The organism is Thermogemmatispora aurantia, from assembly GCF_008974285.1.
GTDB lineage: Bacteria > Chloroflexota > Ktedonobacteria > Ktedonobacterales > Ktedonobacteraceae > Thermogemmatispora > Thermogemmatispora aurantia.
The window spans coordinates 1,413,407-1,425,636 of record NZ_BKZV01000001.1; the positions used below are offsets into that span (position 1 = coordinate 1,413,407).

General features: G+C 58.2%; 7 protein-coding genes. 3 read left to right on the forward strand and 4 right to left on the reverse strand.

Annotation, left to right across the window (positions count from 1 at the left end):
- Window positions 1-33: 33 nt before the first annotated feature.
- The 3 genes from dnaJ to hrcA all read right to left on the reverse strand — a co-directional run bounded on the left by dnaJ (window position 34) and on the right by hrcA (window position 4,567).
- The gene (dnaJ, locus tag KTAU_RS05460; RefSeq protein ID WP_112429644.1) at window positions 34-1,188 is read right to left on the reverse strand and encodes a molecular chaperone DnaJ; all 1,155 of its coding nucleotides are present in this window, start codon (window positions 1,186-1,188) and stop codon (window positions 34-36) included.
- A 26-nt stretch (window positions 1,189-1,214) separates the two neighbouring features.
- A complete protein-coding gene (dnaK, locus tag KTAU_RS05465) occupies window positions 1,215-3,122 on the reverse strand; it encodes a molecular chaperone DnaK (protein WP_151727379.1) in 1,908 nt (635 codons plus the stop codon).
- Window positions 3,123-3,475: 353 nt separating this feature from the next.
- Window positions 3,476-4,567 (reverse strand): heat-inducible transcriptional repressor HrcA, encoded by a 1,092-nt coding sequence (hrcA, locus tag KTAU_RS05470; protein ID WP_151727380.1) that lies wholly within the window; start codon window positions 4,565-4,567, stop codon window positions 3,476-3,478.
- Between the two features lie 341 nt (window positions 4,568-4,908).
- Here hrcA and KTAU_RS05475 point away from each other — a divergent pair, with 341 nt between their 5' ends.
- Window positions 4,909-5,460 (forward strand): hypothetical protein, encoded by a 552-nt coding sequence (locus tag KTAU_RS05475; RefSeq protein WP_151727381.1) that lies wholly within the window; start codon window positions 4,909-4,911, stop codon window positions 5,458-5,460.
- Window positions 5,461-5,734: 274 nt separating this feature from the next.
- Here the strand turns inward: KTAU_RS05475 and KTAU_RS05480 are convergent, their stop codons facing one another.
- Complete coding sequence (locus tag KTAU_RS05480; protein ID WP_151727382.1) at window positions 5,735-8,776, reverse strand: transglycosylase domain-containing protein; 3,042 nt, start codon at window positions 8,774-8,776, stop codon at window positions 5,735-5,737.
- A gap of 433 nt (window positions 8,777-9,209) precedes the next feature.
- On the opposite strand from KTAU_RS05480, the gene KTAU_RS05485 reads away from it, so the two are divergent.
- Together KTAU_RS05485 and dprA are read left to right on the forward strand one after the other, a co-directional pair.
- Entirely contained in the window at window positions 9,210-10,799 is a 1,590-nt protein-coding gene (locus KTAU_RS05485; protein ID WP_151727383.1) for a peptidase MA family metallohydrolase, read from the forward strand.
- A gap of 224 nt (window positions 10,800-11,023) precedes the next feature.
- The gene (gene dprA, locus KTAU_RS05490) at window positions 11,024-12,217 is read left to right on the forward strand and encodes a DNA-processing protein DprA (RefSeq protein WP_151727384.1); all 1,194 of its coding nucleotides are present in this window, start codon (window positions 11,024-11,026) and stop codon (window positions 12,215-12,217) included.
- Window positions 12,218-12,230: the final 13 nt, after the last annotated feature.

Here is a 12,230-nt window from a genome sequence, read left to right on the forward strand (position 1 = left end):
GACGACCTTCGAGCGCAAGCGCCGCATCAAGGATCACTGAAAGACGTCCTTCGTCTTCTCGAAGAGATTGCGAAAGATGTTCTTATCGTTCTGCTCGCTCTGCTCACGCTCCAGGCGAGCGAACTCTTCGAGGAGGCGACGCATCTCGGGCGTCAGGTTCGTAGGAGTAACGACCTTCACGATCACATGCTGATCGCCACGCGCACTACTGTGAACCACCGGGACGCCCAGGCCTTTCAGGCGGAAAGAGCGACCGCTCTGCGTGCCAGGCGGGATCTTGAGCGTGGCCGTCTTGCCGTCGATCGTTGGCACCTCGACCTCGTCTCCGAGAGCCGCCTGCGTAAAGCTGATCGGCAGCTCGTAGATAATATCGTTGCCCTGGCGCTTAAAGAAGGGATGAGGCTTAACGGTCAGAATCACATAGAGGTTGCCTGGCGTACCGCCACGAGCGCTGACCTCACCCTCACCAGTCACGCGCACATTGATCCCATCGTCCACGCCGGCAGGGATATTGACCACCACGCGGCGATTATTGCGCACGCGCCCCTGGCCACGACACTTCTCGCAAGGCGTTGTGATCACCCGCCCCTCACCACGGCAACGCTCACAGACGGTCACATTGACAAACTGGCCAAAGATCGACTGTTGCACGCGTCGAATCTCGCCAGTACCGCCGCAGGAGGAGCAGCGAGCTGTCGAAGTGCCTGGCTGAGCGCCGCTCCCGTGGCAATGAGGGCAGGTCTCCCAGCGAGGCAGCTCGATCTCCTTCTGACAACCGAAAACGGCCTCTTCGAAGGTAATCGTCAGCTCATAGCGAATATCAGCGCCCCGCTGCGGTCCCGTTCGGCGCTGCGAACCTGCCGTTCCAGCGAAGAAGGTCTCGAAGATGTCGTTGAGCGTCGTAAATGAGCCGAAGTCGCTGAAACCGCCGAACCCGCCAAAACCAGCTCCGCTGCCATTGCCGACCCCGGCATGGCCATAGCGATCGTAGGCCGCGCGTTTCTGCGGATCGCTCAGAACCTCGTACGCCTCATTGATCTCAATGAAGCGTGCTTCAGCGCCTGGCTCCTTGTTGGCGTCCGGGTGATACTGCTTGGCAAGGCGGCGGAACGCTTTCTTAATTTCCTCCTCGCTTGCGTGGCGCGATACACCCAGAACTTCGTAGTAATCTCGTTTACCAGCAGGCATCGACAGGTCCTTTTAACGTCAGAGAACTACATTTCCTTGTACTCGCCCTCGATGGTATCGTCCTGCGTTGTTCCCTGCGACTGGCCATCCCCATCGCTTGTGGTAGTAGAGGAAGAGCCATCGGTGCTCTCCGCCTGACGATAGAGGGCTTCACTGACACGATAGAAGCTCTGCTCGAGCGCCTCGCGCGCAGCCTTGACGCGCGCGATATCATCACCCTCCAAAGCAGCGCGTACCTCAGCAATTTTGGTCTCCAGCTCGCTGCGCTGTTCAGGAGAGAGCTTTTCGCCCAGGTCGGCCAGGCTCTTCTCAGCGCGATAGGCGGCGCTATCGGCCTGGTTACGCTCCTCGACCTCCTCCTTGCGCCGGCGATCCTCCGCCGCGTGCTCCTCGGCCTCGCGAATCATACGCTCGATCTGCTCCTGAGAGAGGCCACTGGAGGGCATAATCGTAATCTTCTGCTGGCGCCCGGTGCCTTTATCGCGAGCCGAGACATTGACAATACCGTTGGCATCGATATCGAAAGTCACCTCGATCTGTGGCACGCCACGAGGAGCAGGCGGAATCCCATCGAGGATGAAGCTCCCCAGGGAGCGGTTATCCTTGGCAAACTCACGCTCGCCCTGCAGCACATTAATTTCGACGCTCGGCTGATTGTCGCTGGCGGTAGAGAAGATCTGGCTCTTGCGCGTTGGGATAGTCGTATTGCGCTCGATCAAGCGGGTAAAAATGCCGCCCATAGTCTCGATACCCAGCGAGAGCGGTGTGACATCGAGCAGCAACACATCCTTAATATCGCCGGTCAAAACGGCAGCCTGGATGGCGGCCCCCACAGCCACCACCTCATCGGGATTGACTCCACGATGCGGTTCACGATCGAAGATCCGGCGCACCAGTGCCTGAACTGCAGGCATACGCGTCTGGCCACCGACCAGGACCACTTCCTGGATATCGCTGGGGCGCACGCCGGCATCGGCCAGGGCCTGCATTACCGGCCCGCGCGAGCGCTCAATCAGGTCCTCCACCAGCTGCTCCAGCTTGGCGCGTGTCAAGGTCACCATCAGATGCTTGGGGCCACTGGCATCGGCAGTAATGAAGGGCAGATTGATCTCCGTCTGCAGCGAGCTGGACAGCTCCTTCTTGGCGCGCTCGGCAGCCTCCTTCAAGCGCTGCAGGGCCATACGGTCCTGGCGCAGATCGATGCCATGCTCCTTCTGGAACTCCTCGGCCATCCAGTTGATGATGCGCTGATCGAAGTCATCACCTCCCAGATGGGTATCACCATTGGTGCTTTTGACCTCGAAGACGCCATCGCCAAGCTCCAGCAGTGAGATATCGAAGGTTCCCCCACCCAGATCGTAGACGGCGATACGCTCATCCTTCTTCTTATCCAGGCCGTAGGCCAGCGAGGCCGCCGTCGGCTCATTGATAATGCGCAGAACCTCCAGGCCGGCGATGCGTCCCGCGTCGCGCGTCGCCTGACGCTGGGCATCGTTGAAGTAGGCTGGCACTGTGATGACCGCCTGTGTCACGCGCTCACCGAGATAGGCTTCCGCATCGGTCTTGAGCTTCTGCAGGATCATGGCCGAGATCTCCGGCGGGCTGTACTGCCGTCCCTGGACCTCAACCCAGGCGTCGCCGTTGCTGGCACGGATCACCTTATAGGGAACGAGGCTGCGATCGCGCACAACCTCGGGGTCATCGTATTTGCGCCCCATGAAGCGCTTGATGGAATAAATGGTATTCTCGGGGTTTGTAATGGCCTGCCGTTTCGCCATCTCGCCGACAAGCCGCTCGCCGTTCTTCGTCACCGCAAAGACAGAGGGCGTCGTGCGCGAGCCCTCGGCGTTGGGGATCACCACCGGCTCGCCGCCTTCCATAACAGCAACACAAGAGTTCGTCGTCCCAAGATCAATGCCAATAACTCGTGGCACAGTTGCCTCCTACAATCTCGCAAGATTTTCTGCGCTGGCCGGGGGAGAGAACAGCAGGATGATCACAAGGAGCCGCCTGTCCGTTCTAGCTCGATCACTCGGTCTACTCGCCTACACCGACAGTCTGATGGTGGCCCAGCTCCTACCTGCCAGGGCCGGGGCTGCGAACGAGCACAGGCAGTGAAAGGGAATCAGTGAAGATGACTGCTGGCAACCCTCTTCCCCCACCTTGTCAGCCCACCCCTATCAACCAACTACCTAACCATCCCCACCGCTTCAGCACCCCACGCCTGTCTGTATACTCGTCACCCGCCCATTGTGGCGGCCCCCCATAGCACGCTACAGCCGTCCGCTCACAGGCCATAGCCCTGCTCCAGCAGATCGTTCATCAGCTCAACCATATAGCGGACAACCGCCACCGCCCGCCCGTACTGCATGGGTGTGGGGCCAATTACACCCAAGAGGCCGCTGAGCTTATCCTCACGCCCATAGCGAGCAACAACCAAACTGACATCCTTCATCTCATCCCACTCATCCTCTCCACCGATGATCACCTGTACCCCATCGGACTCGCGCACGTGTGAGGCCAGGGCTGGTAAAAAGCTCTTCTCTTCCAGCACCTTGATCACTTTGTTGACACGCTCGCGCCGCTCCTCTTCCAGCGCGCGGTGACTACGCTCACGGCGCTCTTCATCACCGGCCCGGCTTCGCCCATCAGGCGGCTCTAAAATGTTGAGGACACCCTCACGATAGAAGAGATCACTGACGAGACGGCTGTGTTGCTCAAGCAATTGGGCGATGGCCGTGCCGATCAGCTGCTCCACCGGGGAGAAGCCTCGCTTCTCCAAGATCGCCATGACTTCGGCAGCATTCTTTCCCTGGAAGAGCTTGTTGAGACGCGTCGAGATGGCGCTCAGATCCTCTTGCTTGTAAGGCGTCTCCAGCAACAGGCGCCGCTGCCTCACTGTGCCATCGCTCATTACGAGGACCAGATGAGCCGAATAATCGGAGACCGAGAGAACTTCAAAGTGCTTGAGCTGCCCTACGCTGGCCCGCGGCGGCGTCATCACGGCGGCGCTGTGCAGCATCCGCGCCATAACTGAGGCCGTCAGACGCACCCACTGGTCGAGCTGATCCTGCACCTGATAGAACTGGTGGCGGATCAGTCGCTGCTCCTCTAAAGAGAGGGCCGACTCCTCCATAAGATGCTCGACGAAATAGCGATAGCCCTGGTTGGTCGGCACTCGCCCTGCTGAGGTATGCGGCTGATAGATCAGCTTTGCCTCCTCTAAGCCGGCCAGCTCGTGCCGCACCGTGGCCGAGCTATATCTGAGGCCATACTTGCGTACGAGCGTCTCAGAGGCCACTGGCATGCCTGTGTGGATGTATTCCTCGACCAGCGCTCTCAGGATCTCTTGTTTGCGTGGACTCAGCGGGATGGACATCGGCTCACAGGCCCCTATCTCTGGCTCTACCCCGCCCCCCGGCCCTCCACTCTTCGCCGGGTTGCTCAGGCATCAATGAGGCCAAAATAAGTGCTAGCAGTCTCTTTGTGAGACTGCAAGTACAGCATAGCACTCGGCAGAAAGGATTGTCAAGGGGAGGTGACCGTCAGCCTCGGGCGCCTCTCTCTTCCTTTGCCCCACATACTGGAAGATAGCGATGAGCCTCTCAAAGCTGAGATTGACAAATCAACATGTATATACTAAAGTATCAGAGAGATCACTTTTCAAGTGATCTCTTCAACTGAATCCCACATGAAGCAAGATTGGGGAGGTTCTCACCAATGCCATTTCTCCAGCGTAACCTGATTATCCCCCTCTCTTTCCTGCTAGTCATCCTATCAATACTTTTCCCCGCACTGCTTGCTTCGCCTACCGCGCATGCTCAAGCCCACATTCGCAGCGATCAGAGCGTTCAGCCTCATTACTATCCACCCCCCTGCCAGGGAGCAGAGTGCTATGGAGCTGATCCATACACGACAACCTGTGGCAAATCTAGCGCCAATAATGGAGTCACGCTCACGACGGTCGACATCTGGACCGGTGGCCCCCAGGGAGGAGGTACATGGATCGGCCAGCTCTATAATTATTACTCGACCCTCTGCCAGGCCAACTGGGCAGTCGTCTGGCTCAATGCCCCTTACGCCATCTCGATCCGCATCTCGACAGTTGGCGGCTCCGAACGCCAGTGCTATCCTGAAAACTGCACCAGCTACTATACGGGCAGCGCCTTCCCCGCCTGGACCAACATGGTCGACGGCACTGTTTTGACGCAGGCTTGCGCAAGCCTGGCTATCTGGGGTTCTCTCTCGCGTCAGGTTTGCGTCAACCAGTAGAGGAGAGCAAGCTGGCTGGCGAATCCTGGCTGATCCCGGCGCTGGTCTGGACAGGGCAAGCAAGCCCAGCGCGGAACGAGCAGGCGTCGACCGCGCTAATGGTCTGGCTGCAGCCGGGCAAATAGCGGGTCCACCTCCCGCAAGGTGCCTCTTTGACTGGCATCCCTTAGCAGGGGCGGACCCGCTGGATCTTCCTCCTCTACAGGAGCCACTCCAGCCTCCCTTGTTCCTCTACCCTGACAGCTGCCTGGTCTTCAACAGGCCAGACACAGCTTCACGGTTGGGCTGTTGGCGTGGCCCCATTACCGACCGTCGCCGTTGGCGTAGCGGTGTTGTCGCTGCCGTTACCGTTGGCCGGATTCATCCCTGTCTCTCCATTTGTCCCGGGCGAAGACGTGGTGGTCGCCGGCAGACCGCTCTGCTGCGGATACTCATCATCCAGCATGACGTCGCAGTAGCCGCTGCCTTGCAGCCCATTCACCGTATTGACGCACATCTTTTTCACGCCCGGTGGGGTAGTAAAGAAGTAGTCATGATACGGCGACTTATAAGAGCCGCAAGGAATATTGGCACCATCCATATTGCAAGCGCCCATGGCCCGCTCAATGACGCTATGCCAGATTGGGGCGGCGCCCGTAATACCGATCACGTTGCCACGGAACGGCTCGTTATCAGCATTGCCGGCCCATACCCCCACCACTACGTCAGGTGTATAGCCGATGGTCCAGTTATCCTTGAAATTATCGGTCGTGCCGGTCTTGGCAGCCACATCGGGCACTTGCCCATTGGGCAGGTGCCAGTCCCACATCGACAGCGTATGGTCGCCGCCGAACTCCTGGGCACGGGCAGCCTCATCCGAAAGCACGTTGGTAATCATATAAGCGATCTGAGGACTCAGCACGCGCGTGGCTGGGGGATGGCTGGTATCATAGTGATAGAGATGGTGGCCGTAGTTGTCCCAGATATCGAGCACCCCCTGGGGCGGGACATGCATCCCTCCATCGGCGAAGACCTGATAAGCTCCCGTCATCTGCAAGAGCGGCACCTCGGCAGTGCCCAGCGCCAGGCTCGGGAAGAAACAATCCTGATAGGTGAGATTCGGATTGTTTTTGCTCTGCCGACAGGCTGGTAGATCATAGTCACGGATGGCCGTAATACCCATGCGCTCCGCCATCGTGATCACGTTCTGGACACCGGTGAACTCCATTGCCTTGACAGCGGGCACGTTGAGGGAGTTCTGCAGGGCCTCGCGTATGGTCGAATTCCAGTTATGGTAGGTATTGCCGTAATCGGTTGGATGATAGGCATTGTTTTCCGGATCAGTCTCGGGGTTCTGATTGTTATATGGGAAGTAGGTCTTGACATCCGGCAATACAATGCCAGGATACCAACCCATCTGGAAGGCGGTCGCATAGACAATAGGCTTGAAAGAAGAGCCTGGCTGGCGCGGTGAGAGCGCAGCGTTGACCTGCCCTTTGATCTGGGGCTTATTCGAATTCCAGTCGGAGCTGCCAGCCATGGCCAGAACCTCGCCCGTTTTGGCATCCATGACGACCACTGCGGCATCATTGACATTGTTCACAGTATTTAAGGGGCCACAGCCAGTATAGTAGGAAAAGTAGCGGCACTCGACCTGGTTGAGGTGACGATCGATGGCCTTCTCAACGAAGGTTTCCAGATTGACGTCGATCGTGGTCCGAATATTGAAGCCGCCAGTGAGGAAAGCCACCTCACCGGCCTGCATATCTCCGTGGCCGAGAGCCTCCTCAATCTGAGAGATGACCCAGAAGACGAAGTGTGGAGCCCGAATGGTGTTGACATAGGGATGGAACTTGAACTGGGCAGAGATGGCCTCAACCTTCGCCGCTACCTCGGGTGTAACCAGTCCCACGCCATCTACAACCATACCAAGCTTGATCATCTGGTTGAGCACATATTTCTGACGGTTCAGTGCCCGCTCGGTGTTACCCGGGATAACTTTCTCCAGGGAAGGGTCATAGTAGTCGGGATTCTGTGGCAGACCTGCCAGGAAGGAGGCACGCGCTAGCCCTAGCAGGGGATCATGCTTGCCCGTTTTCAGGTCTACGTCGAGATAGCGAATACCCGGGATACAGTTGAAGTGGACATCGCAATGCGGCTTGAGATCAAAATAGTCTTCGACTGCCGCTTCGATTCCCAGCTCCTGAGCACCAAAGGGCGCTACATTAAAGTACATCTCCAGGATTTTCCACTTGGGATACTGCTGGGTCAGGGCGATAGCCAGGGCCGCCTCGGTAATCTTGCGTGAATAGGAATATTGATCATCGTGAGTAAGGTTCTTAATCAGCTGCTGCGTCAAGCCACTGCCGCCACCGTTATGCTCAATGAAAGCGCGCAGGATACCCTGGGGATCAAAACCTGCGTTCTCCCAGAAGGTGGGGTCCTCGGCGGCAATCATTGCCTGCTGCATGACCATCGGAATATCCTTATACGCCACTGGAGTACGCCGCCCGGCGTACTGACTCTCCGTGTCATAGGCCTGATACAGCAGGTTCATGTTGCGATCATAGATGCGCGAGGTCTGGCTGACATGCTGGCTCGCTAACTGCTGTACCCGCGGGTACTGCTCTTGATAGTAAGCGTAGGCCGAGGCTCCGCCCGTCGAGAGAAAGATCAGGATGAGCACGGCCACCACTGAGGCCACCACGGTTACCACACGCCGCGGGCCAAACTGACGACTCTTGAGACGCTGTCGCCGCCTCCGGAGCATGGAAATGCGCAGAGTGCGTGAGCGACGCCAGGGCCGAGTTTTATCGATGCCGCCGCGCTGGACAGGGGGGACCGGCCTTTCTAGAAGGCCCGGGCCTACACCAGCCCTAGAGCCAGCGGGCAGGGTCGAGGAACGCAGCGTCTGCGAGGGAACCAGGGGACGCGCTGCCTGGGAATGGGAGCCCAAGCCCATGTTACCAGCTACAGCGACAACTTTGCCAGACCAACGACGTACGACGTTTGAGACGTTAGAGACCCAATTATTATAGCGCCCCGAAAGCAGGCCGGTACGCCGCGGTTGACCTTCCTGGTTGCTGGGACTGGCCTGCAGTGGCAAGGGCGCCGGCGCTCCCCCACCTCCTTGCGGCATGGCCGGATGGCCTGCCTGCGACGCTGGGGTAGCGTTCAGCTCCAGCCCTGACGGCTGCGGCGACACGGCGGATGGCCCGCTGGTAGGCTGCTCACCGTAGCGGCGTAAGAGGCTCCCCGGCGCTCGCTCTTGCTGGTGACCGTTATAGTTTGCTCCTTCAGGACGGTTGAACGGCTGCTTCCACTGACTGTTGCTCATCGGTTCACAATCCCCTCAATGAGACTCCTTGTACACCACCGCCCGGCTGTCAATAAGCCAGAACGCCGGTCCAGGGAGAGAGGCCCACCCCCTCCACAGGCTCCAACCAGCACGGCAAGCCTGCAGCTCCGCTCTCCTTCCTCTGCTCATAAATGCTAGACATGATCTTTGCTTGCTTTGCTCAGCAATCTATCGGACGTAGACACAATAGCACACGGTAAGATAATTGCCTACCACTATCCCCCTTTCAGGCCATGCCCTCCAATCCCTGCCCCCTCATGCCCACTATCCTCTCGCACAGATCCCGACCCATAGACCATGATGCACGCTAGAAGCTGTACCAATTCATAGCTTCACATCTTCAGATAAATCATGTACAATACATGGGACAATAGAAGCCTGGGCCGTTCTCTTGCAAAGGAGCAATATCCACATGTTTGTGCACTATGCTCGCTTGCCGTTGCTTGTCAGAGTTCTTTCTTCTCTTGCTGCTGCCTGGCTGCTTATAGGGGGAGAACTGGCTTCCCCCGCCCTGGCCGAGCGGGCCGCAGACCCAATCTCGGTAATGGCCCAATCGCAGAGCGTCCATTTCCCCAATTATATCGATTTCCAATTGAGCGCTACCGATAGCCTGGCGCCAATTGTCGTCGCCTATATCCATGTCTCCATTCCTCTGTTCGATGTCGACGATACCGAGCGAGTCACAGCCAATGCCGCAAAAACGATTACTTTACACTGGCGCATGGATACCAGCGGGAATAATTACATTATGCCAGGAGCAACAGTCACTTATTACTGGGAACTTAGCGATTCTCTAGATAATGTTCATTTAACTAAATATGTCAGTTTTATTGTAACCGATACGCGCTTTACCTGGCAAAGCACAACTCAGGGATACATGCACCTCCATTGGTATAATGAGACGCCCGGTTTCGGCCAGGCTCTGCTCACGCGCGCTGTTATCGACGAGAACCACCTGCTAGAGGTGACGGGTCTGCATTATCACCAGGCCTTTAATCTCTGGGTCTATAGCAGTGAGGACGCTTTCCGCAGTGCCCTCCCTCCCGATACATTCGAATGGGTAGGAGGCGAAGCCTTCCCGCCCCTCAATGAGGCCTTCTTTATGGTGAGCAGTCTCACAGACGAAACTTTGGCGCGCGATATGCCTCACGAGATGACCCATCTGCTGCTGCATCAGACGGTTTCTACCGACACAGACATCCCTCTCTGGTTCGACGAAGGTTTGGCCGTCTATTGCCAGCTCTACCACGAGCCGGAAATGACCGACCGTCTCAATGAGGCTTTGCGCAGTCATTCGCTGCTCCCCTTGGCCCAGATCACGGAACGCTTCCCAAGCAACAGCGATGCCGCCTACCTGGCCTATGCGGAGAGCTGGAATCTGGTCGACTATATGTATCGCACCTTTGGCAAAACAGCGCTGGAGCATCTGTTCCAGCTCCTCAGTAGCAACAGGCAGACTTTCGATGAGGCCCTCCAGGCAGCTATCGGTGAGGATCAGGCGCATCTGGAGAATCAGTGGCATCTGGCTCTCCATCAGCCACCAACGCTCTCACCTGCGGAGATGCAGACGCCAGTCGCACAGCCAGCCACAACGGCCCAGCTCCAATTGCCGGCGCCAGCCACAAGCGATAGCCGGGATACCACTCTGGCAGCTCTTGGAGCCATGCTGATGCTCACGGCACTGTTGGGCACCGCGCTGCTCCTGTTGTCGGCCCGCAATCAGCGTCTTCAGGCGCTGGCCGCTGTTCAGGCAGCAGAGCAGATTCTGTCGGCCAGCCGCGGAGATCGACAGGGTCCGCCCCCCAGTGGTGGCCCTCTATCGCCTGGACACCAGGGAGGCTGGCCTGGACAGCCCTCTCCCAGGATCTCCGATGGATTTTCGTACTTCGATAGCGATCGGCCTTTCGGCTTGCCAGGAAGGGAAGAAGACCCGCTCTCTCCACCACCTCAGGAACCAGGAGCTGAGGATCACGGGCCGTGGCCGCCTCGCCCGGAAGTTTGATACAGCCGGGCAACAGGCTAGAGGGGCCAGGCCTGTTGCCCATTGCTCTCTAGCATTGCTCTGACAGATCCGGCTCGCTTCCAGCCAGCATTGCAGGCCAGCCTGCGATCGCCAATCGCTTTATCGCCAGCAAGAGATAAGAGCAAAACAGTTAATTCGAATGATAGCGCAAAAATATCATTTTTATGAGATGATTAGTGTGTGATGTGGAAAGGACGTGTGTGATGAGTGATACAACGGATGATACAACTTCTGACTCAGCTCGCGTACCGCTGCAAACGAGCACTCCCGCCTCCCCCGGCGGTTTCTCCCGCACTCCTCTCTCTGAAGAAGAGCGCTCCTATTGGGTGGCCTTCAGTCGCATCCGCGGCATTGGGCCAGCCAGCTTCAAGAAGCTTTTGACCTTTTTCCACGGTGAGCTATCCGCCGCCTGGAAAGCAGGACGAACAGAGCTACTCTCTGCCGGCCTTCACACTCGTCTTGTTGAGAGCTTGCTCCGACAGCGCACGCTTATTGCTCCAGAGGAGGAGCTGGCCCGTTTGCAACGCCTGGATATCGAGGCGTTGACACCCAGGGACCAGCTCTACCCGCCGGCCTTGCGGCGCCTGAACGACGCTCCTCCCGTGCTCTACCTGCGCGGTCAGCTCAGCCCCAATGATCAATGTGCCCTGGCCATCGTCGGAACCCGCCGTATGAGCGCCTACGGCAAGCTGGTGACCGAGCATCTGGCGGCAGAGCTGGCCCGCCACGGCGTGACGATCGTCAGTGGCCTGGCGGTCGGTATCGATACAGCGGCCCATACGGCAGCTCTGGCAACCGGGGGACGTACAATCGCGGTCCTCGCCTGCGGTCTGGATGTCCTCTACCCAGGGTCAAATGTCAATCTGGCGCGCCGCATCGTCAGCTCGGGCCAGGGGGCCCTGTTAAGCGAGTATCCTCCTGGGACCTATCCCGACAGCGGCAATTTCCCTGCACGCAACCGGATTATCGCCGGCCTGGCACTGGGAGTAGTGGTGACCGAGGCTCCTCAGAAGAGCGGCGCGCTGATCACAGCTCGCCATGCACTGGAGGCTGGACGCGATGTCTTCGCTGTCCCTGGCAATATGTTCTCCCGCGGGAGCGAGGGGGTCAATCGCTTAATCCGGGATGGCGCCCATTTGATTACCAGTGTCCAGGATATCCTGGACGCGCTCAATCTGTTCACGGTTTCACAGTGCCTGGAGCTGCAGCAGGCTCTGCTGGAAGATCCAGTCGAACGCCAACTGCTGGCCTTGCTGAACCATGAGCCGCGCCATATCGATGAGCTGACTCGCGCATCAGGATTGCCCTCCTCACGGGTGGCGGCGACGTTGCTGACGCTGGAACTAAAGGGTATGATAAAACAGGTGGGCGCGATGTACTATGTGCTGGCCCGCTAAGTTTATGGCGCGC